General features: G+C 72.9%; 22 protein-coding genes and 1 pseudogene. 11 read left to right on the forward strand and 12 right to left on the reverse strand.

Annotated elements, in window-relative coordinates; genetic code table 11:
* Positions 1-206: 206 nt before the first annotated feature.
* Entirely contained in the window at positions 207-746 is a 540-nt protein-coding gene (locus tag O7612_RS23790; RefSeq protein WP_282267478.1) for a hypothetical protein, read from the reverse strand.
* 119 nt (positions 747-865) lie between these two features.
* On the opposite strand from O7612_RS23790, the gene O7612_RS23795 reads away from it, so the two are divergent.
* Complete coding sequence (locus O7612_RS23795; protein WP_282267480.1) at positions 866-1198, forward strand: hypothetical protein; 333 nt, start codon at positions 866-868, stop codon at positions 1196-1198.
* Between the two features lie 205 nt (positions 1199-1403).
* On the opposite strand, the gene O7612_RS23800 is transcribed toward O7612_RS23795, so the two are convergent.
* The 3 genes from O7612_RS23800 to O7612_RS23810 form a co-directional block, all read right to left on the reverse strand.
* Positions 1404-1871: a ribose-5-phosphate isomerase gene (locus tag O7612_RS23800; protein WP_282267482.1), complete on the reverse strand. Its 468-nt coding sequence runs from the start codon at positions 1869-1871 to the stop codon at positions 1404-1406.
* 72 nt (positions 1872-1943) lie between these two features.
* The gene (locus O7612_RS23805) at positions 1944-3146 is read right to left on the reverse strand and encodes a DUF1015 family protein (protein WP_282267484.1); all 1203 of its coding nucleotides are present in this window, start codon (positions 3144-3146) and stop codon (positions 1944-1946) included.
* A 100-nt stretch (positions 3147-3246) separates the two neighbouring features.
* Positions 3247-3870: a DsbA family protein gene (locus tag O7612_RS23810; protein WP_282267486.1), complete on the reverse strand. Its 624-nt coding sequence runs from the start codon at positions 3868-3870 to the stop codon at positions 3247-3249.
* 223 nt (positions 3871-4093) lie between these two features.
* Between O7612_RS23810 and pepN the strand changes: the two genes are divergently transcribed.
* Entirely contained in the window at positions 4094-6640 is a 2547-nt protein-coding gene (gene pepN, locus O7612_RS23815; protein WP_282274021.1) for an aminopeptidase N, read from the forward strand.
* Positions 6641-6804: 164 nt separating this feature from the next.
* On the opposite strand, the gene O7612_RS23820 is transcribed toward pepN, so the two are convergent.
* Both O7612_RS23820 and O7612_RS23825 read right to left on the reverse strand, forming a co-directional pair.
* The gene (locus O7612_RS23820) at positions 6805-7218 is read right to left on the reverse strand and encodes a DUF5130 family protein (RefSeq protein WP_067310697.1); all 414 of its coding nucleotides are present in this window, start codon (positions 7216-7218) and stop codon (positions 6805-6807) included.
* The gene (locus O7612_RS23825) at positions 7205-7489 is read right to left on the reverse strand and encodes a hypothetical protein (RefSeq protein WP_282274022.1); all 285 of its coding nucleotides are present in this window, start codon (positions 7487-7489) and stop codon (positions 7205-7207) included. The genes O7612_RS23820 and O7612_RS23825 overlap by 14 nt, the downstream gene beginning before the upstream one ends.
* A gap of 395 nt (positions 7490-7884) precedes the next feature.
* On the opposite strand from O7612_RS23825, the gene O7612_RS23830 reads away from it, so the two are divergent.
* On the forward strand, positions 7885-8838 hold the full coding sequence (locus tag O7612_RS23830; RefSeq protein ID WP_282267489.1) for an alpha/beta hydrolase: 954 nt from the start codon (positions 7885-7887) through the stop codon (positions 8836-8838).
* 55 nt (positions 8839-8893) lie between these two features.
* Here O7612_RS23830 and O7612_RS23835 read toward each other — a convergent pair whose 3' ends face one another.
* Positions 8894-9796 carry a tryptophan 2,3-dioxygenase family protein gene (locus O7612_RS23835; protein ID WP_282267491.1) on the reverse strand — a complete coding sequence of 301 codons (903 nt, stop codon included), beginning with the start codon at positions 9794-9796 and terminating at the stop codon, positions 8894-8896.
* 146 nt (positions 9797-9942) lie between these two features.
* Here O7612_RS23835 and O7612_RS23840 point away from each other — a divergent pair, with 146 nt between their 5' ends.
* From O7612_RS23840 to O7612_RS23850, 3 genes are all read left to right on the forward strand, one after another.
* A complete protein-coding gene (locus tag O7612_RS23840; RefSeq protein ID WP_282267493.1) occupies positions 9943-10413 on the forward strand; it encodes an Lrp/AsnC family transcriptional regulator in 471 nt (156 codons plus the stop codon).
* An 87-nt stretch (positions 10414-10500) separates the two neighbouring features.
* Positions 10501-11028, forward strand: coding sequence for a hypothetical protein (locus O7612_RS23845; protein ID WP_282267495.1), 528 nt, complete (start codon positions 10501-10503; stop codon positions 11026-11028).
* A 12-nt stretch (positions 11029-11040) separates the two neighbouring features.
* On the forward strand, positions 11041-11943 hold the full coding sequence (locus O7612_RS23850; protein ID WP_282267497.1) for a class F sortase: 903 nt from the start codon (positions 11041-11043) through the stop codon (positions 11941-11943).
* Positions 11944-12167: 224 nt separating this feature from the next.
* On the opposite strand, the gene O7612_RS23855 is transcribed toward O7612_RS23850, so the two are convergent.
* Positions 12168-12713, reverse strand: a complete 546-nt coding sequence (locus O7612_RS23855) for an HNH endonuclease (protein WP_282267500.1) — start codon at positions 12711-12713, stop codon at positions 12168-12170.
* Between the two features lie 186 nt (positions 12714-12899).
* Here O7612_RS23855 and O7612_RS23860 point away from each other — a divergent pair.
* From O7612_RS23860 to O7612_RS23870, 3 genes and pseudogenes are all read left to right on the forward strand, one after another.
* Positions 12900-14021: pseudogene (locus O7612_RS23860) on the forward strand (mechanosensitive ion channel family protein); the annotation flags it as partial.
* An 806-nt stretch (positions 14022-14827) separates the two neighbouring features.
* Positions 14828-16192: an MFS transporter gene (locus tag O7612_RS23865; RefSeq protein WP_282267501.1), complete on the forward strand. Its 1365-nt coding sequence runs from the start codon at positions 14828-14830 to the stop codon at positions 16190-16192.
* A gap of 51 nt (positions 16193-16243) precedes the next feature.
* Positions 16244-16666 carry a globin gene (locus O7612_RS23870; protein WP_067308569.1) on the forward strand — a complete coding sequence of 141 codons (423 nt, stop codon included), beginning with the start codon at positions 16244-16246 and terminating at the stop codon, positions 16664-16666.
* A gap of 232 nt (positions 16667-16898) precedes the next feature.
* Here O7612_RS23870 and O7612_RS23875 read toward each other — a convergent pair whose 3' ends face one another.
* The 4 genes from O7612_RS23875 to ettA all read right to left on the reverse strand — a co-directional run bounded on the left by O7612_RS23875 (position 16899) and on the right by ettA (position 20465).
* Complete coding sequence (locus O7612_RS23875; RefSeq protein WP_282267503.1) at positions 16899-17480, reverse strand: YbjN domain-containing protein; 582 nt, start codon at positions 17478-17480, stop codon at positions 16899-16901.
* A gap of 131 nt (positions 17481-17611) precedes the next feature.
* The gene (locus tag O7612_RS23880; RefSeq protein WP_282274023.1) at positions 17612-18286 is read right to left on the reverse strand and encodes a hypothetical protein; all 675 of its coding nucleotides are present in this window, start codon (positions 18284-18286) and stop codon (positions 17612-17614) included.
* Positions 18287-18339: 53 nt separating this feature from the next.
* The gene (locus O7612_RS23885; RefSeq protein WP_282267506.1) at positions 18340-18786 is read right to left on the reverse strand and encodes a thioesterase family protein; all 447 of its coding nucleotides are present in this window, start codon (positions 18784-18786) and stop codon (positions 18340-18342) included.
* Positions 18787-18788: 2 nt separating this feature from the next.
* On the reverse strand, positions 18789-20465 hold the full coding sequence (gene ettA, locus O7612_RS23890; RefSeq protein WP_067308560.1) for an energy-dependent translational throttle protein EttA: 1677 nt from the start codon (positions 20463-20465) through the stop codon (positions 18789-18791).
* 310 nt (positions 20466-20775) lie between these two features.
* Here ettA and O7612_RS23895 point away from each other — a divergent pair, with 310 nt between their 5' ends.
* Both O7612_RS23895 and otsB read left to right on the forward strand, forming a co-directional pair.
* On the forward strand, positions 20776-22176 hold the full coding sequence (locus O7612_RS23895) for a trehalose-6-phosphate synthase (protein WP_067308557.1): 1401 nt from the start codon (positions 20776-20778) through the stop codon (positions 22174-22176).
* Positions 22177-22217: 41 nt separating this feature from the next.
* Positions 22218-24779, forward strand: coding sequence for a trehalose-phosphatase (gene otsB, locus O7612_RS23900; RefSeq protein ID WP_282274024.1), 2562 nt, complete (start codon positions 22218-22220; stop codon positions 24777-24779).
* Positions 24780-24875: the final 96 nt, after the last annotated feature.

Below are 24875 nucleotides of genomic sequence, written 5' to 3' on the forward strand. Positions count from 1 at the left end.
GCGGGGTAAGACAGCGCCCGGCCTGGTGGAGTCGACCGGCGTCGTGGGTCAACCCCGCGACCGGACGCGGGCGGACCGGGGTCATCACCCGGCCCGCCCGCCGTACCGGGTCACCACCCGCGCCCCCGCCGGTGGTCACTCAGCCACCGACGGCGGTTCGCCCAGCTACCGGCCGGCGGTTCCCTCGGTTGCCGGTGGCGGTGCGGTCAGTTGCCGGTGAGGAAGTTCCAGGCGTCCATCACCCACTGGGTCTGTTGGAGGTAGGCGATGCCGACCCCGGCCAGGAAGATCCCCGTCACCAGGTGCGCGCCGCGTGCGCTGCGGCGGACGCGGCCGAGCTGGCGCTCCAGGACGACCCGCCCGAGCAGCCGGGACAGCGCGAAGAGGCCGGCCGCCACCAGCAGGCTGAGCAGGAAGGCGAGCAGTGGAGCGCCCAGGTCGCCCCGGCCGGAGATGGCCCAGATGCCCCAGCAGACGAAGGCGAACAGCGCACCGGCCGCGCTCCACTCACCGCCCCGGCGCAACTGCTCGACGTGCCAGCTCATCGGCCGGCGCGGCGCGGCCGGCTCGGCCCAGCCGTGGTCGTCGTGCTCGACCACGGGGAACGGCTCGGTGCGCGGAGCCCGGGGCTGCCCCACCGAGGCGACGCCCCGGCGGAACGGATCCCGCTGCGGCGGCACCCCGACACCGGGCTGGGGCGGCACCTCGACGGTCCGCTCGGCCCACGGCTGTGTCTGGTCTGCCATTTCGTTTCCTCCCCATGACCGGCGCCGGCCGTCGACCGGTCCACCGTCTTCGAGGGTAGCGAGCGGACAAACCGCCGTGCCCGGCCCGGCCCGGGGCCGCCGGGCGGTACGGTCGGCAGATGGCGGATGCGGAGCGGCGGCGACGCCGGTTACGGCACTCACCCCAGCCGGCGGACGGCACGGACGGGCCACCGGCGGCGGTCACCGCTCAGGTGCACGACGGGGCTGCCGCACCCCGGCCCCGGCGGGGCGGTCCGGGCGGCGATGACGGCGAACGGGGCCTGCGGGGGCTGGTCGGTTCCGGCTCGTCGCAGGTCGGGGTGAGCGCGGGGCTGCGTGCCCGGGACGCGGCCCGGCCCACCGAGCAGGACCTGGCCGAGGCCGAGGAACGGCTGGTGATCATCCGACGGAACTGGGTGCCCCGGGAGGACCTGCCCCGCTCGGGCCGGTGACCGGACGCCGGCCGGGAACGCGCGGCCCGGTGACGGACGCCGGCCGGGAAGGTTCGGCCCGGTGACGGACGCCGGCCGGGGAACGCGCGGCCCGCTGACCTGAGGGGTCACCCGGGGGTCGGGCCTCACCCGCGCCGGGTCGGCCGGGGAGCTGGCCGGGACCGGGCCAGCCGGCGGCCGGCCCGGTCGGTGTTGTCGGGGAACGTCAGGGCAGGTCGGGCAGTTCGCGGGTGCGCTCGTACTCGGCCACCTGGGCGATCCGGCGACCGTGCCGCTCGTTGCCGGAGAACGGGGTGGTGAGGAACGCCTCGACGATGGCGGCGGCCTCGTCCAGGGTGTGCTGGCGGGCACCGACGGCCACCACGTTGGCGTCGTTGTGCTGCCGACCGAGCTGGGCGGTCTCGACACTCCAGGCCAGCGCCGCCCGGACGCCGACGACCTTGTTGGCGGCGATCTGCTCGCCGTTGCCGGAGCCGCCGATGACCACGCCCAGGCTGCCCGGGTCGGCCACCACCCGGTCACCGGTGTGCAGGCAGAAGGTCGGGTAGTCGTCGTCGGGGTCGAAGGCGTGCGGGCCGACGTCGACCAGCTCGTATCCCTGCTTGGCCAGGTGATTGGCCAGGTGCACCTTCAACTCGAAGCCGGCGTGATCGGATCCCAGGTAGACGCGCATACCGGGCAGTCTGTCAGGGCCGCGCCCCGGCCCGCCGTGGGGGCGGCGTGCCGGGGCGGATTCGTCACACGGTCACTGGGGCAGTTCGGCGACGACCAGACCGCCGCGCGCCTTCGGGGTGAACCAGGTGCTCTTGCGGGGCATCTTCTCCCGGGCCAGGTTCACCGCGACGAAGTCGTCCACGGTCACCGGGGCGATCAGGATGGCCAGCTCGGCCCGGCCGGCGTCGACCTCGCCGGTGAGCCAGCTCGCCGGGTAGTCGCCGCCGACGTAGGTGATCCGCTTGTCGCCCGGGTCGAGGCCGAGGGCGTCGCGCAGCAGCAGCCGTTCGACCAGGGCGTGGTCGAGGTTCTCCAGCCGGGCTGCCTCCGCGTCGTGCGGCAGGGTCACCGCGTACCCCTGGCCGGCGAGCCGGAGGTGCACGGTGCCGCCGGCCGCCGGGACCTCGACCGGGCCGTCGATCGGGGCGAGCTGCGCCCCGGCGGCGCGGAGCCGGTCGAGCAGCTCGCCGGGGGTGCTGGTCAGCTCGCTGACCAGGCGGTTGTAGGGCTGGATGGCGACCGAGGCCGGGGTGGTGATCACGGAGAGGAAGCGCGCGAAGCCGCCGGTCTGCGCGGCCAGGCTGCGGTGGTTGCCGTCGGCGACCACCAACTCGCCGCCGCCGGCCAGCGCGGTCAGCGCGTCCTGCTCGGGACCGGGGCCGAGCAGCCAGATGGCGTGCGTCCGGCCGGCCTGGTCGGTGTCCGTGGCCGCCGGCACGCCGGCCGCGTCGGTCGCCGCCGCGAGCGCGGCGTGCAGCTCGTCGCCCCGCCCGGTCTGCAACAGGAGTACGGGCGAGAGCAGGTGACCCAGCGCCTCGGCCAGGGCGACCCGCTCCCGCACCTTGGCGATGAAGACGTCCTCGTTGCGGATCACCAGGCCGGGCTCGTCGGCGCTGGTGGAGATCTGGTCGGTGTCGACCATCGCGAACAGCCCGTACGCCGGATCCTCGTCCGGGGCGCTGATCCGGTAGAGGACGACGACCTGCTCGGCCGGGGTGTAGCTGCCGTCGGCCTTCGCCTCGGTGAGCCGGGCCGCCGCGTCGCCGAGCGAGTCGAGGAAGGACTTCCCGAGACTCTCCGGCGCCCGGTGGGGCATCTCGATGCCGAGGGCACTGTGCGGGTTCGCCTCGATGATCGCGGTGATCTCCGCGTCGTCGGCGAACTCGTCGTAGTTCTGCGCGCCGGTGCCGCCAGTGGTGATCCAGGCCCGGGTGATCGGATGCACGACCGTCATGGGGCTTGACGCTACCGGCGCGGGCCCCCACCATCACGCCGACCCCGGGGCCGGTCCACCAGATGAACCGTGCCGCCGCCCGGGTCCGCCCCCGGGCCGGTCAGTCGAAGATCGGACCCAGCTCGCGGGAGCGCTTCAGCTCGTAGAAACCGGGGGTACCGGCGACCAGCAGGACGCCGTCCCAGAGCCGGCCGGCGTCCGCGCCCTTCGGGATCGGGGTGACGACCGGGCCGAAGAAGGCGACCGTGGCGCCGTCCGGGCCGGGCGCGTGCACCACGGGGGTGCCGACGTCGGTGCCGACGGGTCGCATGCCGGCCTCGTGACTGGCCCGCAGCGCCTCGTCGTACGCGGTGGAGTCGGCGGCGTCGGCGAAGGCCGGGTCCAGCCCGACGTCGGCCAGCGCGGCGGTGATCATCTCCCGGCCGAGCGGCTCCTTGCCGGGGTGGATCCGGGTGCCCATCGCGGTGTAGAGCCGCGCCAGCGTCGCGCCGCCGTGCGCCTGCTCGACGGCGATGCAGACCCGCACCGGCCCCCAGCCCCGCTTCATCATCTCCCGGTACTGCTCGGGCAGCTCCCGACCCTCGTTGAGCACCGCCAGGCTCATCACGTGATAGCGGATCTCCACGTCCCGGACCTGTTCGACCTCCAGGAGCCAGCGGGAGGTGATCCAGGCCCACGGGCAGAGCGGGTCGAACCACATGTCGACGGCGACACGTTCGGTCACGGCGGGATCCCTTCCTCGGGCCGGGCCTGCCGGCAGGCCCGGCAGGCTGGCCTTTCGATACTCACCCCGGACGGCACCGATCGGTAGCGGAATGAGAGCGTGACGTCGACCACCGCACGGTCGGTGCATGGAAGACTCGGCTCGGGTCGCCGCCACGAGCGGCCGGCAGGGGCTGGCGCAGCCGTGAGGCGGCGAGAGTGGGATGGAGACGAAAGTGCCAGGAGTGCGCAACCTGACCCAGGCCGAGGCCACCGAGCGGGCCCGCCTGCTGGAGGTCACCGGGTACGACATCGACCTCGACCTGTCGACCGCGGTGCAGGCCGAGGCCCGCACCTTCCGGTCGGTGACCGAGGTCAGGTTCCGCTGCGCCGAACCGGGCGCCGGTACCTTCATCGAGACCGCCGCCGAGTCGGTGCACGCGGCCACGTTGAACGGCGAGCCGGTGGACCTGGCCGGCTGGTCGGCCGAGAAGGGCCTGGCGTTGACCGGGCTGGCCGCCGAGAACGTGCTCGTGGTGGACGCCGAGTTCGGTTACTCCAACAGCGGCCAGGGCCTGCACCGCACGGTCGACCCGGTCGACGGTGAGACGTACCTCTACAGCCAGTTCGAGACGGCCGACGCGCAGAAGGTGTTCGCCTGTTTCGACCAGCCCGACCTCAAGAGCGTGTACACCTGGCACGCCACCGTCCCGGCGCACTGGCGGGTGGTCTCCAACATGCCCGCCGAACGGGAGGAACCGGCCGGCGAGGGGCTCAAGACCGTCCACTTCACCACCTCGGTGCGGATGAGCACCTACATCACCGCGCTCTGCGCCGGCCCGTACCACGAGGTGCGGGACAGCCACGACGGCATCGACCTGGGGGTCTTCTGCCGGGCCTCGATGGCGCCCCACCTGGACGCCGACGACCTGTTCCTGGTCACCAGGCAGGGCTTCGACTTCTTCCACCAGCAGTTCGGGGTGCGCTACCCGCTGCCCAAGTACGACCAGCTCTGGGTGCCCGACTTCAACGCCGGCGCGATGGAGAACTTCGGCTGCGTCACCCACGCCGAGTCGCACTACCTGTTCCGCTCGCAGGTCACCGACTTCGAGTACGAGCAGCGGGCCAACACGATCCTGCACGAGCTGGCCCACATGTGGTTCGGCGACCTGGTCACCATGCGCTGGTGGAACGACCTGTGGCTCAACGAGTCGTTCGCCGAGTGGGCCAGCCACTGGTGCAACACCCACGCCACCCGGTTCTCCGAGGCGTGGACGACCTTCCTGTCGATCCGCAAGAACTGGGGCTACCGGCAGGACCAGCTCTCCTCCACCCACCCGGTCTACTGCGAGATGCCGGACCTGGAGGCGGTCGAGGTCAACTTCGACGGCATCACGTACGCCAAGGGCGCCAGCGTGCTCAAGCAGCTCGTGGCGTACGTCGGCGAGGAGCCGTTCCTGGCCGGGCTGCGGGCGTACTTCGGCAAGTACGCCTGGGGCAACGCCACCTTCGACGACCTGCTCACCGAGCTGGAGACGGCCTCCGGCCGGGAGCTGCGCAAGTTCGCCGCCCAGTGGCTGGAGACCGCCCAGGTCAACACCCTGCGCCCCGAGGTGGCCATCGGGGCCGACGGCGACTACGAGCGGGTAGTGGTCCGGCAGGAGGCACCCGCCGGCCACCCGACGCTGCGCACCCACCGGATCGGGGTCGGCCTGTACGACCTCACCGACGGCCGGCTGGTCCGCCGGGAACGGATCGAGGTGGACGTCACCGGGGAGAAGACCGAGCTGTCGGCGCTGCGCGGCCGGCCCGCCGCCGACGTGCTGCTGCTCAACGACGACGACCTGACGTACACCAAGCTGCGGCTCGACGAGCGGTCGATGGCCACCGTGGTGCCGCACATCGCCGGCTTCGAGTCGTCGCTGGCCCGGGCGCTGTGCTGGACGGCGGCCTGGGACATGCTCCGGGACGCCGAGCTGTCCGCCCGCGACTACGTGGCGCTGGTGCTGGCCGGGCTGCCCGCCGAGGCCGACATCAACCTGGTCACCGCCACCCTGCGGCAGGCCAGCACCGCGCTGGTCTTCTACGCCGACCCGGCCTGGGCGCCGACCGGCTGGGCCGCGCTGTCGCGGACCGCGAAGGCGACCCTGGCGGCGGCCGAGCCGGGCAGCGGCTTCCAGCTCGCCTGGGCCCGCGCGTACGCCTCGGCGGCCCGCTCCGACGAGGACCTGGCGACGCTGCGCGGTTGGCTGGCCGGCACCGGCGTGCCGGCCGGGCTGACCATCGACACCGAGCTGCGGTGGACGGTCCTGCAGTCGCTGGTGGCCAACGGGGCCGCCGGCACCGCCGAGATCGAGGCCGAGCTGGCCGGTGACCGGACGGCCTCCGGTGAGCGGGAGGCCGCGTACGCGCACGCGCTGGTGCCGACCGAGGAGAACAAGGCTGCGGTGTGGGCCCTGCTGACCGGTGCCGACGCGCTGCCGAACTGGCGCAACCGGGCGCTGTTGCAGGGGCTGACCCACCCGGCGCAGGTCGCGCTGACCGCGCCGTACCGGGAGCGCTACTTCGCCACCGTGGCGCAGGTGTGGGCGCAGCGGGACAGCGAGCCGGCGCAGGAGTTCGTGCAGCTCGCGTACCCGGCGTATCTGGTCGAGGAGGAGACGGTGGCGGCCACCGACGCGTGGCTGGCCGGCGACGGCCACCCGGCGTCGCTGCGCCGGCTGGTGGCCGAGGGGCGCGACGGGGTGGTCCGCGCGCTGAAGGCCCGCGCGCGGGACGCCCGCAGCGGCTGACGTCGAGGTGGCACGGCCCGGGGCCGGCGCGGGTGCGAGCCCACGCCGGCCCGAGGGAGCGCACGACGACCTGCTCGGCACCGGCGGGTGCGGTGGACGCGACAGAGCCCGGCCCGCGGGGCGCGGGCCGGGCTCCGGACGGATCGGGACGTGCGGGTGTGGGCTCAGCCCCGGCCGGCGTGGCTGGCGAGCTGGTCGAGCCCCTGGATGATGCCGCCGGCCAGGTCGCCGCCGCCGAACGACGCCACCATGGACAGCGCGGCCAGCTTCACGTACGTGTCGGGGATGCGCTTGCGGGCGTACCGGCCGGTGACGACCTCGAGCTGGCGCTGGTTGGGCGACACGGCGATCAGCACGGAACGGTCCGGCTCGGCGAGCTGGCGGTGCAGCCGCTCGGCGTGCTCCCGGACCGGCTCGTCGAGGCCGCCGACATAGACCGAGAAGACCAGGCCGCTGCCCTGGTCGGCCAGGCGCAGCGCCTCGTCGATGCGCAGCAGCTGGCGGGTCGAGAACGGCCCGTCCAGCACCTCGGGTGGGGTGCCCGTCCCGGCCTGGTCAACCTGCTCACCAACGGTCACTTGCGCCTCCGGTTCCACCGGCCGGCGCCTCGATGCCGGCCTGCTCCTGCTTGTGGCTGGTCAGCGCCGGCGCCTGGGCACCGGCGGCCAGGGCGGTGCCGGCCGAGTCGGCCAACTGCTCCGGGCGGCCCAGGAACCAGACCGGCGTGAAGTCGAAGCGTCGACCGGGGCGGTAGCGCTTGGCGCCGCCGCCGCTGCCGTGGTTGGCGGCGTAGACCAGCCCGACGATCACCAGCACCACCGCCGCCGGGATGCCGACGAAGATCAGCAACGTGTCAGTGACAGACAATCCCAACGCCCCCAGGCGGTAAGAGAGACCAGAGCTTCCGGGTCGGGTGGACGAGCATGGCATCGAGCTCCCGAGTCCGCTGCCATTCACGTTAGCGGAGCCGACCCCCCGCGAGCCTGCGGGGTGCCGATCCCACCTGTCACTCCAGTGTCCCAGTGACGTCGCGGTGGCGACGAGTCGGGTCGCGCGCCCCCATCCTGCCGGTTCGGCGCGCGGTGCGCCGGGGCGACACGGGCGGGGCGGGTGTGGCGTCCGCCCCATCTTCCGCTGACATGACCCGATCGGGATTGCCGGACGGCGCGGCGGGGCGCGGAGGATGACCCCAGTCGATCGACCGAGGTCGGTCGCATCCGGTCCGCCACCCCCAGGGAGTACCCGTGCAACCCGTACCCGCCCTCCACCCCCACCCCGTCCGGTCCGGTCCCCGCCGACCGTGGCCCCGGCTGGTCGCCCGTCCCCTGCTGGCGCTCGCGCTGGTCGGCACCGGGACGCTCGCCGCGCCGGGCGCGACCGCCGCGGCCGTCGACGGCCGAACCGTCACCGCGGTCGCCGCCAATCCCTACGAGCGCGGCCCCGCCCCCACGGTGAGCAGCATCGAAGCCAGCCGTGGTCCGTTCGCCATCGCCCAGAGCACCGTCGCCGCGTCGGCGGTGAGCGGCTTCCGGGGCGGCACCGTCTACTACCCCACCAGCACCGCCGAGGGCACCTTCGGCGCGGTGGCCATCTCCCCCGGCTACACCGCCAGCCAGTCCAGCGTCGCCTGGCTCGGCCCCCGGCTGGCCTCGCAGGGCTTCGTGGTGATCACCATCGACACCCTCTCGGTGTACGACCAGCCGGCCTCCCGGGGCACCCAACTGCTCGCCGCGCTGGACTACCTGACCGGCAGCAGCGCGGTGCGTACCCGGATCGACCGGAACCGGCTCGCGGTGATGGGGCACTCGATGGGCGGCGGCGGCAGCCTGTCGGCGGCCAACACCCGGCCGGCGTTGCAGGCGGCCATCCCGCTGACCGGCTGGCACACCGTGAAGAACTGGTCGTCGGTACGGGTGCCGACGCTGGTGGTCGGCGCGGAGAACGACTCGACCGCGCCGGTGTCGTCGCACTCGGAGCCGTTCTACACCAGCCTGCCGGCCAGCCTGGACAAGGCGTACCTGGAGCTGAACGCCGCCGGTCACTCCGCGCCCACCTCGGCGAACGTCACGGTGGCGAAGTACAGCATCTCCTGGCTGAAGCGGTTCGTCGACGACGACACCCGCTACGACCAGTTCCTCTGCCCGGCTCCCCGGGGCAGCGCGATCGAGGAGTACCGGGACACCTGCCCGCACTCCTGACCACCCACCGGTCGGACCCGTCTCCCCGGCGGGGCGGGTCCGACCGTCAGGAGGATCACATCGCGGTACGGGCCGACCACAGCTCCGGGAAGACCACCCGGGACATGCTGCGCTGCAACCAGGCCAGCCCGGCGGACCCGCCGCTGCCGACCTTGGCGCCCATGGTGCGCTGGACGGCCTTGACATGGTTCCAGCGCCAGTCGCCGAACTGCTCGGCCACGTCGGCCAGCGCGTCGCCGAGCTGCCGCAGGTGGTTGTCGGGTCCGTCGTCGTCGTAGACCGCCAGCCAGGCCGCCTCGACCCGGGGGTGCGGCAGGTGCTCCCCGGCGACGTCCCGGTCGAGCAACTCGGCGGGCAGGTCGTGACCGTGCCGGCCGAGCAGGGCGACCACCTCGTCCCAGAGGCTTGGTACGGCCAGCGCGGCGCGCAGCTCGTCGTACACCTGGGGCTGCCGGCGGAAGGGGCGGATCAGCGCCGGATCGCGCAGCCCGAGCAGGAACTCCAGCTGCCGGTACATCGCGGACTGGAAGCCGGAACCCTCACCGAGCAGGTTGCGGAACCGGTTGAAGTCGGCCGGGGTCATCCAGCGCAACCCGCGCCAGGCGGCGTTGAGCCCCTCCAGGTGCAGGGCGGCCCGGCGTAGCGGGGCGAGCGCCGCCCAGACCCGGTCGTCCCGCAGGTCCTGCCGGGCCTGTCGCAGCTCGTGGCAGGTCAGCCCGAAGTACAGCTCCATGATCTGGCTGACCATCAGGAACGACATCTCGCCCGGATCGGCGCTGAGCGGCTGCTGGAGGGTGTGCAGGGTGCTGGCGTGCACGTACGCGTCGTAGGGCACCCGGTCGGCGAACTCCAGCGTGGGTTCGCCGCCGTTGCGGGCGGCCCGCGCCCGACGCTGCTGCGGGGTGACCGGACGCACCGCCGGGGTCGGCGTACGCGCCCGCAGGTCCGTCTGTTCCATCGTCTCGCCTCCTCCGGATACCGGTTCCGTCATGATCTCGCGGCGCGGGCCGACGGCGGAATGCCGATTCGACGGCGGAATCCACTGCTCACTTTTACTGCTGAAGGCACTCCACCATTCTGACCTGCCGACGGTAAGGTCGCCGGATGGACGAGATGGACTGGGCGCTGCTGCGCGAGTTACAGGCCGACGCGCGCCTGTCGTTCAGCGAGCTGTCCCGGCGGGTGCACCTGTCCCCACCGGCGGTCGCCGAACGGGTCCGCCGGCTGGAGGAGTCCGGGGTGATCACCGGCTACCACGCCCACGTCGACCTGGCCCGTGCCGGCCGACCGGTGGTGGCGCTGATCCGGATGTCCTGTTACGGCTCCCGCTGCATCCTGCACGACCCGCAGGTCGTCGACTGGCCGGAGATCCAGGAGATCCACCGGATCACCGGGGACGCGTGCAGCGTGCTCAAGGTCGCCACCGGGTCGATCGGGCAGTTCGAGGCGGTCATCGACCGGCTCGCCCCGTACGGGCAGCCGTCCAGCACGATGGTGCTCTCCAGCCCGTTGCAGTGGCACCCGGTCACCCCGTTGCCGACCGGACCGTCCGCCCCGGGTCACCGGCGACGCTGACTCCGGGTTTGCCCCCCGGCCAGCGGGAATGCAGGCCCGCACACCCGTCGCTGGATTCCGGCGCACCGTCGCCGGGAGGGGGGAACCATGCGGGGGCTCACTCTGCACCGTCACGCCGTCGTCTTCGCCGTACTGGCGATGTTCGCCCTGGTCGGGGCGTTCGTCCTGGTCGCGGCGCCAGCGGCGCGGGCCGGCGAGAACGTCTTCGTCGAGGTCACGCCGAACAGCGCGCAGGCCGGCACCCGGGTCACCGTCCGGGCCAGCTGCGACAACACCAACAACCAGCAGGCCACCGTGCACTCGGACGCCTTCGGGCGGGTGGTGCTGCGGCCCGACAACGGTTTCCTCACCGGCGCGGTCACCATCGCCGGCAACAAGCAACCCGGTGACTACCCGGTCGACCTGCGGTGCCCGAACGGCAACACCGCCTCGACCATGCTGACCGTGCTCAACATGGCGCAGCCGAGCAAGGGACCGGCCACCGGTGGGGGCGGGACGGTGGGCGACCGGGGCACCGGTCCACTGTTGCTGGTCGGCGGCCTCGCCGTGGTGGCCGTGGTCGCCGGGCTCGGCGTCTTCGGCGGTAACCGCCGACGGACCCGTCCCGGCGCCTGACCACCGGTCGCCATGGCCCGCGCCCGTCGCCGCCGGTCCCGGCCGGCCGGCAGCCGGCTGCGGACGGCGGCCCGCCGGACCGTGCGGGCCGCCGCCCGGATCCACCGCCGGTCCCGCCGGCTCGCCGTCCGGTCCCGCCGGCTCGCGGCCCGGATCCACCGCCGGTCCCGGCGGGCCGCCGCCCGCTTCCGCCGGGTCGCCGGCCAGGCGTTCTCCGCCAGCGTGACCACCGCCGACCCGGTCACCCAGGCCCGGCCGGTACGCCCGGTGCCCCGGCAGCCGGCCTTCGGCGGCCGGTTCGCCGGCCACGGGCCGGGGCTACCGGTCCTGGCGACAGCCGCCGTGATGCTGCTGATCGTGACGATGCTCGGGGTGGAACGGGTCACCGGACGCAGCGTGCTGCCGGACCGGTTCATCGCCGGCCTGCGCCCGCCGCCGAAGAAGTTCCCGGTGCTGTCCGGGAGCCCGCCGACCCGGATCGCCATCTCGCGGATCGACCTACGGGCGACGGTGCACCCGGTCGGCATCGCCCCGGACGGCAGCATCGCCGTCCCGGACACCGCCCGCGCCCAGGAGGCAGGCTGGTACGACCAGGGGCCCACCCCCGGCCAGTACGGCCCGGCGGTGATCGTCGGGCACGTGGACACCACCACCGGGCCGGCGGTCTTCCACGGGCTCAAGGAGCTGCACGACGGCGACGAGATCCAGGTGACCCGCGCCGATCGTCGGGTGGCCGTCTTCGAGGTCGACGAAATCCAGCGGTACCGCAAGGAACGGTTCCCGGTCGACCAGATCTTCGGGGACTTCAGCCGCCCCCGGCTGCGGCTGATCACGTGCGGCGGGCGCTGGGTCGGGGGTGAGACCGGATACGCCGACAACCTGGTGGTCTACGCCACCCTGGTCCGGGCCGACTGACCGGCCCGGGCCGGCTCACCGGTCCCGGCCCGGGCCAGCGGCACCGCACGGCGGCACCGTCCAACGGCACGGCAGCACGGCACGGCGGCCCGACCCAGCCGCGCGAGACGTGACCGACCGCGCGAGACGTGACCGACCGCGCGAGACGTGACCGACCGCGCGAGACGTGACCGACCGCGCGAGACGTGACCGACCGCGCGAGACGTGACCGACGGCGAGGTCGGTCAGGCCGCCTCGGCCTCGCGGAACGGGTCGCGCAGGTCGAGCCAGTCCGCCCAGCGCGGATCCGGCGCGCGGTGACCGAGCACCCGCCAGGCGGTGCCCTTCGGTGCCGCCGGCAGGCTGTGCAGCCGCCAGCCCAGCTCGGCCGGGGTCTTGTCACCCTTGGTGTGGTTGCACCGGGCGCACGCGGCCACCACGTTCTCCCAGGCGTGCCGACCACCCCGGCTGCGCGGGAAGACGTGGTCGATGGTCTCGGCCGGACCCCGGCAGTAGGCGCACCGGTTGCCGTCGCGGGCGAAGATCGCCCGCCGGGAGAGCCCGACGTGGGTGCGGTAGGGCACCCGCACGAACCGGGTCAGCCGCACCACCGAGGGGACGGGCAGCGCGTCGTGGGCGCTGTGCAGGATGCCGTCGCCGTCGGCGACGCAGACGGCCTTGGCGGTGAGCACCAGGATCGCGGCTCGACGCACGGACACGACACACAGCGGCTCGTAGGTGGCGTTGAGAACCAGCGCGCCGGAGCCCACCGTGGGTCGTATGTCAGGCATCGTGCTCACCATCCCGGTCCAGCCGCTCCCACCGCTGGCAGCACCGGTCGACCCTCGGGCAGCAGGGAACACCGACCGGCTCCGGCGGGATCACCGTCATCCGCTGCGCCAATCGTCCCTGATCGGACCCGGGATTGCACGTACTAATCCGGGGTACCCGCTGAACGCTCCGCGCCGTGTAGGAAGATGTCCGGTTCGGCGTCGTACGATCATGGGACGGAACGGGCGTGGAGGGTCGGCCGTCGACCGTCCGGCCCCCTGCGGTACGAAGACAGGGTGAGCGTCGTCAGCCTGTCGTCCGTCGTCCTGTCCGCCGCCCCGAGCCCGGCACCGGGCAGCAGCCCGGGTTCCGGGAGCGGCTCGGGCGCCGACTGTCTGGGCAGCACCTCCTGCGAGTACCTGTACCGGGTGACCGGCTCGGCCTGGTTCGCCGAGGGCAGCTACTGGATCCTGCTCAAGCCGCTGCGGGTGGTGCTGATCCTGCTGCTGGCGCTCGTCGCCCGCTGGGCGCTGCACCGGACGATCAACAGGCTGGTCCGCACCACCGCGCACGGGTCGGTGCCCACGCTGCTGCGTCCCCTGCGCGAGCGGGTGCCCACCGCCGCGCTCGATCCGACCGAGTTCGTCCCCGAACGGCGTCGCCAGCGCGCCGAGGCGATCGGTTCGGTGCTGCGCAGCATGGTCACCGCGTTCGTCTTCGGTATCGCCCTGCTGATGATCCTGCGCGAGTTCAGCTTCGACCTGGCCCCGCTGCTGGCCAGCGCCGGGATCGCCGGGGTGGCCCTCGGTTTCGGCGCGCAGAGCCTGGTGAAGGACCTGATCGCCGGGTTGTTCATGCTCATCGAGGACCAGTACGGCGTCGGCGACACGGTCGACCTGGGCGAGGCGACCGGGGTGGTCGAGTCGGTGGGGCTGCGGGTCACCACCGTCCGCGACGGCCGGGGGGTGCTCTGGTACATCCGTAACGGCGAGATCATCCGGGTGGGCAACAAGAGTCAGGGCTGGGCGCTGGTCGTGATCGACCTGCCCATCGGGTTCGCCGGCACCGAGGAGGCCAACGCGGTGTTGCGGACGGCAGCCGCCTCGGTGGCGATGGACCCGGAACTGGCCCCGGAGATCGTCGAGCCGCCCGAGGTGCTGGGGGTGGAGCAGATGACGGTCGACGGCGCGGTGCTCCGCACGGTGGTCAAGACCACGGCGGAGGGGCAGTTCGCGGTCGGTCGGGAGCTGCGCCGCCGGCTCGCCGAGGCGCTGGAGAACTCCGGCATCACCGCCCGGATCGCGGCGGCCCGGCTCTATCCGGGGCTGCCGCCCAACGGCATCATCACCGGTCCGGCCACCCCGCCGAGCCCCACCCCCACCACGCCGCCGAGCCCCACCCCCGCCACTTCGGCCGGCACCTCCGCCCCGACCGGCACCGGTACGGGCACCTCCGCGCCGGGCACCACCGGCCCCGGCGGCACCGCACCGAACGGCACCGGTCCCGGCACCCCCGCGCCGGGCACCACCGGACCCGGCGGCACCGCACCGGACAGCGCCGGCCCCGGCGGCACCGCACCGCCAGACACCAGATCGGGCGGGACCGCACCGAGCGGCACCGGTTCCAGCGGGACCGCCTGAGGACGCCGCACCGTCGACCGGCTCCACCACCCGCCGGGCCGGCACGGGCCTGCCGGCAGCACCCACCGGCGGTAGCGGCCTTCCGGTGAGGCCACCGGCGACTGCCGCCGACGGCAGGCCACGGGCGGTAGCGGGCCGCCGACGGCAGGCCACGGGCGGAAGCGGGCCGCCGACGGCAGGCCACGGGCGGAAGCGGGCCGCCGCGGGCAGGCTCCGGCGGGCCACGGGCAAGCCTCCGGCCGCAGGCCACAGGCGGCAGGCACACCATGACGGCGGCCCGAAGGGCGGCACTCGCGCGCCGGCCGGCCCCTCGGGTATCGTCCGTTCGTTCAGTCGGGGATGCGACGATCAATCCGTTCGCCCTAGTCAGTTGTCAGACGATCGGGCAGAATCCGGTACACGCGTTCTCGGGAGCGTGATCGCGTCATCGCTGATCCGCGAATCTGACGACGGCGCCCCGCCGGGCCATCACAAGTGGCCGGTGTCGGGGCACGATGGAGGCCACGGTGTCCGACCAGCGACCCGGCCCGGAACGACCGGCCACCTTCCGTGAGGTGTTCGGCCGGGTCGAGTTCCGAGCGGTCTTCGCCGCCAGCGTCCTGTCCTGGATCGGCGACTACGTCGCCAAGGCCGCGGTCACCGTGCTGGTCTACCAGGAGAGCCAGTCCGTCGCCCTCTCCGCCGCCGCGTTCGCGGTCAGCTACCTGCCCTGGTTGGTCGGGGGTCCGCTGCTGGCCGCCCTCGCCGAGCGGTACCGGCACCGGCAGGTGATGGTGACCTGCGACGTGATCCGGATGGTGCTGACCGTCCTGATCGTGCTGCCCGACCTGCCCGTCTGGGCGATCCTCGCCCTGCTCTTCGCCGCCACCCTCGCCAACCCGCCCGGCCAGGCGGCCCGGTCGGCGTTGCTGCCGGCGATCCTCACCGGCGACCGGTTGGTGCTGGGCCTGTCGCTCAACGCCAGCGCCAGCCAGGCCGCGCAGGTGGTCGGCTACCTGGCCGGGGCGGCGGTGGCCGCGTTCAGCCCGACGGCGGCGCTGCTGCTCAACGCGGCCACCTTCGGCCTGTCGGCCCTGCTCGTCCGGATCGGCGTCCGCGACCGTGAGCCGACGCTGAGCGAGGCGCACCGCACCCATCTGCTGCGGGAGACCGCCGAGGGCTTCCGGATCGTCTTCGGCAACCCGGTCCTGCGGGCGATCAGCCTGCTGGTGTTCAGCGCGATGCTCTTCTCGATCGTGCCGGAGGGGCTGGCTGCGGCCTGGGCCGCGGAGCGCTCCGGCAACGGTCTGGACTCCGGGGCCGCCCAGGCCGTCATCATGGCGGCCAATCCGGTCGGATTCATCGTCGGCGGCCTGCTCGTGGGTCGGTTGGTGTCACCTGCCGGTCGGCTCACCCTGATGCGGCCCCTCGCGGTGCTCGCCCCGCTGGCCCTGGTGCCGGCCCTGCTGAATCCCCCACCGGTGGTGGTCGCCCTGCTCGCGGCGGCCTGCGGTTTCGCGGTCGCCGGTCTGATCCCGACGGCGAACGGCCTCTTCGTGCGGGCGCTGCCCAACGGCTACCGGGCCCGCGCCTTCGGCGTGATGGCGACCGGGATCCAGGTGATCCAGGGTGGCGCGGTGCTGGTCACCGGTCTGCTCGCCGACCGGTTCTCGGTGCCCACGGTGGTCGGGGTGTGGAGCGCCGCGGGGGTGCTGCTGATGCTGTGCACCGCGCTCCGCTGGCCGAGCCGGGCCACCGTCGACGCCGCGGTGGCCGCCGCCGACCTGACCAACGTCGCCCCCGGTCCGCAGCCGGACGGCCCAGCCGGGGCGGCGACCCGGCCCGGCGAACGGAGCGGTCACCGGCACGCTGTGACGTGATCGGCGTACGGGCGGCGGTCGGGGCACCGCCACACCTGGCAGGATGGAACGGTGAATTCCGCAGGCGAGCCCCGGCCCGTTCCGTCGACGACCCTCTTCGAAGCCGTCGGCGGTGAGCCCACCTTCCGCAGGTTGGTCGACAGGTTCTACGCCGGCATCGCCACCGACCCGTTGCTGCGGCCGATGTACCCGGAGGGCGACCTCGGGCCGGCCGCCGAGCGGATGACACTCTTCCTGATGCAGTACTGGGGCGGTCCGACGACCTACTCCGCCCAGCGGGGGCACCCCAGGCTACGGATGCGGCACGCGCCGTTCCGGATCGGTCCGGCCGAGCGGGACGCGTGGCTGCGCCACATGCGGCGCGCGGTGGACGAGCTGGCGCTGCCGCCGGAGACCGGCACCGCCCTCTGGGACTACCTGGAGCGTTCGGCCTATTTCATGGTCAACGTCATGGAGGACCCGGCCGCCGGCTGACGTCCCTGGGCCGCGTCGACGTCACGGAGCGCCCGGCCGACCGGCCGCCCAGGGCCACGTCGACGTCATGGAGAGGCCGGCTGACCCGCCCCGAGACCACGCCGACGTCACGGAGGACCCGGCTGACCGGCCGCCCAGGGCCGCCCGCCGCGCCGGGCCGGCGTAGGTCAGCAGGTCGGCCGGGGGCCGGTGCGCCCCTCCTCGTCAGCCGTGCGGGCCGACGGGCGTCCGCTCAGAGCAGGGCGCCCTCGTCGTGCAGCCAGTCGACGAACGTGGTGGCCACCGCCGCTCCGCAGTCCAGCATCTCCACCAGCAGCGCGTCGTGTGCCCCGGCGCCGAGGGGCACCTGCAGCTCGGCGTAGATGGGAAGCTGGCCGCGCTCGGTCGGGTCACCGATGTAGGCCTTGCAGAACCGGCGGGTGTGGTTCCACTCGTTGACCACCCGGTAGGCCCGGTCGGCCCAGTCCGGCGGGACGGTCGCGTGCGGACGTGCCCGCATCACCAGGATCTCGTCCTCGGGCCCTTCGAGGGTGACCAGCACCGCGTGCCGTTCCCACATGGCCAGCAGGTTGCCGTCACCGTCGGCCAGGTAACGCACGTCGAGCAGGTCGAGCGCGTCACACACCCGGGCCAGGGTGACCGGTGCCACGGAGACCGGCCGGTCGGTCACGGCCGGTCGCTCGGTGACAGGGCAGTCGTCCGCCGGTTGGCGGGGGGACGGTGGCCCCATCCGAATACTGTCCACCGTGATCCCGCTTCGAGTTTCCGTGTCGCCGCCAGCGGCGGGACCAGGGCGCCATGACCACCACGGCATCGCTCGCGCACCTCACTCCCCAGCGGATCCAATCGCCTACGGTGCGTTGGATCCGAGGATGGACGGTACCCGGACAGCCGGCTTGAGACACCCCCCCAACGGCAGCACCAGACCGGAAGAATGATCCGGGGTCATACTTTCGGCTGATCCCGCGCCGGACGAATTGCAAGATCCGAGACTTTCCGCGACCAGGCGGCTCCGTACGGCCCCACCAGACCGACCCACCGGCCGGCCACCCGCACCTGGACCTCCCCCGCCCCGCCGGCCTCGGCCGGACCCAGGAATCCCATCCGGACCAGACCCTGCACCAACCGTTGGGTGATCTCCACCGGCTCGGTCGGCCCGACATCCGGCGTGACGGTCACCGCCACGTGGTCGAGCAGCGCGTCCCGCAGCACCCGCTGGCCCACCGCACGACCGCGTACCCCCTCGGCGGCGGCGGTCCGCAGGGTGCCCGCCGCGGCCTCGGCGATCCGCCGCAGCTCGGCGGCGGGCAGCACCTCGACGGGTCGACTCGCCGCCGGGGGCAGCGGCCAGCGCCACCGGTCGTCGCGGGCCGGGGGCAGCGCGGGGTCGGCCGACGCCAACCGGGTCAGCAGCTCGGCCGCGTCCACGGTGACGTCGGCCGGCACCCGGCGGGTCACCGTCCGGACCACCAGCACGTCCCACGGCAACCGGGCCCACAGGGCGGTACGGCCGACGTCGGCCAGCGGGCGCATCCGGACCACCCCGCCGGGGTCGAGACGCACCAGCCGGGCGAGGAAGGCCCCCGCGTCGGCGACACCCTCGGCCCCCGGGCCGGCCACGCCCCCGCGCCCCGGGTCGGCGGCGTCCCCGGAGCGGGCGGCCGGTACGCCGGTCACGCCGACCCGTCGGCCACGGCCCACGCCTCCAGGAAGGCCCGCTCCTCGTCGCTGAGCCGCCGGGGCCGCTTCTCGAACAGGTCGAACGGGACCAGCACCGACCGGGCGGTGCTGGCCAGCACCTCCCCGTCGTACAGCTCGTAGGCGACGGTGAACGAGGCGGCCCGGATGCGCTCCACCCACAGTTCGATCCGGACGGTCGGCGCGGCCTCGGCGGTGGCCCGGCCGAGCGCGTAGTCGACCGGACGCAGGTAGTCGACCTCGTGCCGACGGATGACCACCCCGTCGGCGAACGAGCCGACGCCCCACGCCTTGCCGCCGGCGAACATCAGCGCCACCCGCGCCTCCTCGTACAGGGTGAGGAAGCGCGAGTTGTTGACGTGGCCGTACGCGTCCAGGTCGGACCAGCGCAGGGTGCAGTGGTAGACGAAACGGTCCGCCATGCTCAGTCGCGGGTCAGCTTGCGGTAGGTCACCCGGTGCGGGCGGGCCGCCTCGGCACCGAGCCGGTCGATCTTGTTCTTCTCGTACGCCTCGAAGTTGCCCTCGAACCAGAACCACTTCGCCGGGTTCTCGTCGTCGCCCTCCCAGGCCAGGATGTGGGTGGCGACCCGGTCGAGGAACATCCGGTCGTGCGAGATGACCACCGCGCAGCCGGGGAACTCCAGCAGGGCGTTCTCCAGGCTGGACAGCGTCTCGACGTCGAGGTCGTTGGTCGGCTCGTCGAGCAGGATCACGTTGCCGCCGATCTTGAGGGTCAGCGCCAGGTTGAGCCGGTTGCGCTCGCCGCCGGAGAGCACCTTGGTCGGCTTCTGCTGGTCCGGCCCCTTGAAGCCGAACGCCGCGATGTACGCCCGGGACGGCATCTCGACCTTGCCGACCATGAGGTGGTCCAGCCCGTCGGAGACGACCTCCCAGACCGTCTTGTCGCCGTTGAGGCCCTCCCGGTTCTGGTCGACGTACGACAGGGAGACCGTCTCGCCGACCCGGACCTGGCCGTCGGTCGGCTGCTCCAGCCCGACGATGGTCTTGAACAGGGTGGTCTTGCCGACGCCGTTCGGGCCGATGATGCCGACGATGCCGTTGCGCGGCAGCGAGAAGGACAGGTCGTCGATGAGCAGCCGGTCGTCGAAGCCCTTGCTGAGGTGGTTGGCCTCGATGACGGTGTTGCCCAGGCGCGGACCCGGCGGGATCTGGATCTCCTCGAAGTCCAGCTTGCGGGTCTTCTCCGCCTCGGCGGCCATCTCGTCGTAGCGGTCCAGCCGGGCCTTGGACTTGGTCTGCCGCGCCTTGGCGTTGGAGCGGACCCACTCCAACTCCTCGGTGAGCCGCTTCTTCATCTTGGCGTCGCGCCGGCCCTCGACGGCCAGCCGGGCGGCCTTCTTCTCCAGGTAGGTGGAGTAGTTGCCCTCGTACGGGTAGGTCCGGCCGCGGTCCAGCTCCAGGATCCAGTTGGCCACGTTGTCCAGGAAGTACCGGTCGTGGGTGATCGCCATGACGGTGCCGGCGTACTTGGCCAGGTGCTGCTCCAGCCAGGAGACGCTCTCCGCGTCGAGGTGGTTGGTGGGCTCGTCGAGCAGCAGCAGGTCGGGCGCCTCCAGCAGCAGCTTGCACAGTGCGACCCGGCGGCGCTCACCGCCGGAGAGCTGGGTGACGTCGGCGTCCGGCGGCGGGCAGCGCAGCGCGTCCATGGCCAGTTCGAGCTTGGAGTCGATGTCCCAGGCGTCGAGGTGGTCCAGCTCCTCCTGGAGCTTGCCCATCTCCTCCATCAGCTCGTCGGAGTAGTCGGTGGCCATCTGCTCGGCGATGGCGTTGAACCGCTCCAGCTTGGCCTTGGTCTCGGCGACCGCCTCCTCGACGTTGCCGAGCACGGTCTTGGCGTCGTTGAGCGGGGGCTCCTGGGCGAGCATCCCGACGGTGTAGCCGGGCATCAGCCGGGCCTCGCCGTTGCTCGGCTTGTCCAGCCCTGCCATGATCTTGAGGAGGCTGGACTTACCGGCGCCGTTCGGGCCGACCACACCGATCTTGGCCCCCGGCAGGAAGTTCAGCGTCACGTTGTCGAGCACGACCTTGTCGCCGTGCGCCTTGCGCGCCTTTTCCAGGACGTAGATGAACTGGGCCACGGTGCGGGCTACCTCCGTCGGTTGTCGTCGTGGGCGGCGCGGCGCGGGTGACGACCGCCATCCACCGCCGGCCGGAGGCCGGCCACGCGCACGCCGCCGTCAATCCTGACAGGTACGGCCCGCCGCGCCCACATCACCCCGCCCCGGCCGCGGTCCGGCCCGCCAGGTGGGAGCGGGTGTCGTCAAGATCACGGTACGGGTTCAGCCGGCGTGGGAAGGGTAGGTAACTGCGGCACGGGGTCCCGGACGCCGCAGCTACGCTCAGTACGCTCATCGCGGTGGACCCGTCAGCACCCGGAGGTGGCCGATCGTGACCGTCCGTAGCTCCTTTGTCGTTGTGGCCAACCGACTGCCGGTCGACGAGGTGAGCACACCCGAGGGGCGGCAGTGGCGACGTAGCCCGGGTGGGCTGGTCACCGCGCTGCACCCCGTCCTCGCCGAGCACCGGGGCACCTGGGTCGGCTGGGCCGGTGGCACCGGCGCCGCCCCGGAGCCGTTCGACCTGGAGGGCATCCGGCTGCACCCGGTGCCGTTGAGTGCCGAGGAGTTGGAACGCTACTACGAAGGCCAGTCCAACGCGACCATCTGGCCGCTCTATCACGACGCCGTCGAGACCCCTGCCTACAAGCGCCGCTGGCGGGAGGCGTACCGGCTGGTCAACGCCCGGTTCGCGGAGGCCGCCGCGGACGTGGCGGCCGAGGGGGCGACGGTCTGGGTGCAGGACTACCAGCTCCAACTGGTCCCGGCGATGCTGCGCGAGCTGCGGCCGGATCTCAAGATCGGCTTCTTCCTGCACATCCCGTTCCCGCCGATCGAGCTGTTCATGCAGATGCCGTTCCGCACCGAGATCCTGCGCGGCCTGCTCGGTAGCGACCTGGTCGGTTTCCAGCAGCGGCTGGCCGCGCAGAACTTCGTCCGGCTGGCCCGGCACCTGCTCGGCCTGCGCTACGAGGGCCAGATGATCCAGGTCGACGGACGGCAGGTGAAGGCCGGCGCGTTCCCGATCTCCATCGAGACCCGGGAGATGGAGCGGCTGGCCGAGGACCCGGCGATCCAGGCGCGGGCCAAGCAGATCCGCGAGGAGCTGGGCAACCCGAAGACGATCATCCTGGGCGTGGACCGGCTCGACTACACGAAGGGCATCGAGCTCCGACTCAAGGCCTTCCGCGAACTTCTTGCTGACGGAAAGTTGACAGTTCCGGATGCGGTTATGGTGCAGGTCGCCACGCCGAGCCGCGAGCGCGTCGAGCACTACCAGGCACTTCGTGTCAAGGTGGAACGCGAGGTTGGTCGGATTAATGGCGAATTCGGCAGGGTCGGCGTGCCGGCGGTGCATTATCTGCATCAGTCGTACAGTCGCTCCGAACTGGCCGCGATGTACGTCGCGGCCGACGTGATGATGGTGACCCCGCTGCGAGACGGAATGAACCTGGTGGCCAAGGAGTACGTCGCATCGCGCGCCGACCAGGGCGGTGCGCTCGTGCTCAGCGAGTTCGCCGGCGCCGCCACCGAGCTGCGCCAGGCGTTCCTGTGCAATCCGCACGACCCCGACGCCGTCAAGGACGCCCTCCTGCGGGCTGTACACGTAGAGAAGCCGGAGGCCCGCAGACGCATGCGGATCATGCAACGTCATCTGCGCACCCACGACGTGGGGCACTGGGCGAAGTCCTTTCTGACCGAGTTGGGCGCACCGGGGACGGAGGTCGAGTGAACGCCCCCACCGCCGAGATCGTCACCCCCGCCGCCGGGACGATGGACCCGGAGCTGCTCGCCGCGATCGGCCGGATCGCCCGCGTACCACAGCTCCTCGTCGCCTGCGACTACGACGGCACCCTCGCGCCGATCGTCGAGGACCCGAGCAAGGCCGTGCCACTGCCCGAGTCGGTCGCCGCCGTCCGGGCGCTGGCCGCACTGCCGCAGACCACCGTCGCGGTGGTCTCCGGCCGGGCGCTGCGCGACCTGGCCGCGCTCTCCCGGCTGCCCAACGAGATCCACCTCGTCGGCAGCCACGGCTCCGAGTTCGACATCGGCTTCGTCGAACGGCTCTCCCCCGAGCTGGTCGCGGTCCGCACCCGGCTGCGCGACGCGCTGCGCGAGATCGCCCAGGCCCACCCGGGGGTACGGCTGGAACGCAAGCCGGCCAGCGTCGCGGTGCACACCCGCGGGCTCGACCCGCAGGTCGCCGCCGCCGCCGTCGAGGCCGTCCGCAACGGGCCGGCGACGTGGGACGACGTCACCGTCACCCAGGGCAAGGAGGTCATCGAGCTGTCGGTGGTCGCCACCCACAAGGGCACCGCGGTCGACCAGCTCCGGACCCAGCTCTCGGCCAGCGCGGTGCTCTTCATCGGCGACGACGTCACCGACGAGAACGCCTTCGGCAACCTGCACGGACCCGACCTGGGCATCAAGATCGGTCCCGGCGACACCCAGGCGCACTACCGGGTGGCCGAGCCGATCGAGGCGGCCCGCGCCCTCGGCCTGCTGCTGGAGACCCGCCGGCACTGGCTCTTCGGCGAGCGGGCGGTGCCGATCGAGCGGCACTCGATGCTGGCCAACGGCCGTACCGTCGCGCTGCTCACCCCCGAGGCCAAGGTGAGCTGGCTCTGCCACCCCAAGCCCGACTCGGCGGCGATCTTCGCCGACCTGGTCGGCGGCAGCCCGGCCGGACACTTCACCGTCGGGCCGGAGCGCGGCGGCATCCCGCTGGGACAGCGCTACCGCAGCGGCACGATGACCGTGGAGACCCGCTGGTCCGGGCTCACCGTCACCGACTGGCTGGACCTGCCGGCCCGGGAGACCACCCCGGACGGCCCGGCCGTCATCACCGGCGACTCCACCCTGGTCCGGGTGCTCACCGGCTCCGGCCGGGCGCGCATCGAGTTCGCCCCGCGCCCGGAGTTCGGTCAGGTCGCCACCCAGCTCCAGCCGATGGACGACGGCCTGCTGGTGCTCGGCTCCAACGAACCCGTCGCGCTCTACTCCCCCGGGGTGACCTGGCAGGTCCGCAACGACGGCGGGTACGAGACCGCGCACGCCGTGGTCGATCTCTCCGCCACCGGCGGCCAGGTCGTGCTGGAGCTGCGTTTCGGCACGCACAGCCTGGAGGACCACGCGGTCGCCATCCACGACCGGCAGGCCAGGGCCGAGCAGCCCTGGAAGGAGTGGGTGGCCTCGCTGAAGCTGCCCGCCACCGCCCGGGACCTGGTCGCCCGCAGCGCGCTCACCCTGCGCGGGCTCTGCCACGAGGCGACCGGCTCGATCCTGGCGGCGGCGACCACCTCGCTGCCGGAGGAGTTGGGCGGCGTCCGCAACTGGGACTACCGGTACTGCTGGCTACGCGACGCGGCGATGACCGCGCGGGCCCTGGTCGACCTCGGCTCGATCGAGGAGGCCGAGGCGCTGCTGCGCTGGGTGGACGGCTGCATCGAGCGCACCGGCGGGCACCCCGAGCGGCTGCACCCGCTCTACACGGTGGACGGCTACGAGCTGGGCGCCGAGGCGGTCATCGACACCCTCCCCGGGTACGCCGGCTCCCGGCCGGTCCGGGTCGGCAACCTCGCCAACCACCAGCTCCAACTGGACGTCTTCGGCCCGATCGCCGACCTGATCGCGGCCGTCGCCGACGCCCGGGGCTCGGTCCGCGACGACGAGTGGCGGGTGCTGGACAACATGGTCGAGGCGGTCCGCCGCCGCTGGCACGAGCCCGACCACGGCATCTGGGAGGCCCGCCTCCCACCCCGGCACCACATCTTCTCGAAGGTGATGTGCTGGATGACCGTCGACCGGGCCCTGCACGTGGTGCGTCAGCACGACGGCGAGGACCGGCCGGAGTGGGTGGAGCTGCGCGACCGGATCGGCGCCAACGTGCTGGAGAACGGCTGGCACGAGGAGGTCGAGGCGTACAGCGTCGCGTACGGCGACGAGGACATGGACGCCTCCTCGCTCTGGATCGGGCTCTCCGGCCTGCTCCCGGGGGACGACCCGCGCTTCCTCTCCACCGTGCTCAGGATCGAGGCGGATCTGCGCAGCGGTCCGGTCGTCTACCGGTACCACTGGGACGACGGCCTGCCCGGCCGGGAGGGCGGCTTCCACATCTGCACGGCGTGGCTGATCGAGGCGTACCTGCGCACCGGTCGACGCACCGACGCGGAGGAGCTGTTCGCCCAGATGGTCGACACCGCCGGCCCGACCGGGCTGCTCCCCGAGCAGTACGACCCGCTGGCCGAGCGGGGGCTGGGCAACCACCCGCAGGCGTACAGCCATCTCGGGCTGATCCGCTGCGCCCTGCTGCTGGACAACATGCTCAAGCAGTAACCCGCCCGGACGCGTTCGAGGTGGCGGTGTCCCCGGCCGGGGACACCGCCACCTCGGCGAACGGGAGGCGACGCCGCACCCCGACCGGGGGCCCGG

The organism is Micromonospora sp. WMMD987, from assembly GCF_029581435.1.
Taxonomy (GTDB): domain Bacteria; phylum Actinomycetota; class Actinomycetes; order Mycobacteriales; family Micromonosporaceae; genus Micromonospora; species Micromonospora rifamycinica.

Bases quoted from the DNA above. Each gene is read 5' to 3' on its own strand.
- O7612_RS23790 (WP_282267478.1), bottom strand. From the start codon at position 746: ATGGCAGACCAGACACAGCCGTGGGCCGAGCGGACCGTCGAGGTGCCG.
- O7612_RS23795 (WP_282267480.1), top strand. From the start codon at position 866: ATGGCGGATGCGGAGCGGCGGCGACGCCGGTTACGGCACTCACCCCAG.
- O7612_RS23800 (WP_282267482.1), bottom strand. From the start codon at position 1,871: ATGCGCGTCTACCTGGGATCCGATCACGCCGGCTTCGAGTTGAAGGTG.
- O7612_RS23805 (WP_282267484.1), bottom strand. From the start codon at position 3,146: ATGACGGTCGTGCATCCGATCACCCGGGCCTGGATCACCACTGGCGGC.
- O7612_RS23835 (WP_282267491.1), bottom strand. From the start codon at position 9,796: ATGGAACAGACGGACCTGCGGGCGCGTACGCCGACCCCGGCGGTGCGT.
- O7612_RS23840 (WP_282267493.1), top strand. From the start codon at position 9,943: ATGGACGAGATGGACTGGGCGCTGCTGCGCGAGTTACAGGCCGACGCG.
- O7612_RS23845 (WP_282267495.1), top strand. From the start codon at position 10,501: ATGCGGGGGCTCACTCTGCACCGTCACGCCGTCGTCTTCGCCGTACTG.
- O7612_RS23850 (WP_282267497.1), top strand. From the start codon at position 11,041: ATGGCCCGCGCCCGTCGCCGCCGGTCCCGGCCGGCCGGCAGCCGGCTG.
- O7612_RS23855 (WP_282267500.1), bottom strand. From the start codon at position 12,713: ATGCCTGACATACGACCCACGGTGGGCTCCGGCGCGCTGGTTCTCAAC.
- O7612_RS23865 (WP_282267501.1), top strand. From the start codon at position 14,828: ATGGAGGCCACGGTGTCCGACCAGCGACCCGGCCCGGAACGACCGGCC.
- O7612_RS23875 (WP_282267503.1), bottom strand. From the start codon at position 17,480: ATGCCGTGGTGGTCATGGCGCCCTGGTCCCGCCGCTGGCGGCGACACG.
- O7612_RS23885 (WP_282267506.1), bottom strand. From the start codon at position 18,786: ATGGCGGACCGTTTCGTCTACCACTGCACCCTGCGCTGGTCCGACCTG.
- otsB (WP_282274024.1), top strand. From the start codon at position 22,218: ATGGACCCGGAGCTGCTCGCCGCGATCGGCCGGATCGCCCGCGTACCA.